At 47.5% G+C, this 265-nt stretch carries 1 pseudogene; it reads left to right on the plus strand.

The window, feature by feature from the left end:
- Positions 1–265 (plus strand): annotated as a pseudogene (locus O4H31_RS19535) (calcium/sodium antiporter); the annotation flags it as partial.

The following is a 265-nucleotide window of genomic DNA, read 5'->3' on the forward strand; positions in this document are numbered from 1 at the left end:
TTGCATTACTTGTTTGGAGTGCAGACAGATTTGTTGACGGTGCAGCTGCTAGTGCAAATCATGCCGGTATGCCACCTTTGCTTGTGGGTATGCTGGTGGTTGGATTTGGTACATCGGCGCCAGAAATGATTGTATCCATGATGGCTGCGATGGACGGTAACTCGCCGCTAGCATTAGGTAATGCGCTGGGTTCTAACATCGTTAACATCACTTTGATTCTTGGTATGACAGCCATCATCGCACCCATTGCTGTTCACTCGAATAT

It is taken from the genome of Sulfitobacter dubius (assembly GCF_027214245.1).
Lineage (GTDB): Bacteria > Pseudomonadota > Alphaproteobacteria > Rhodobacterales > Rhodobacteraceae > Sulfitobacter > Sulfitobacter dubius_A.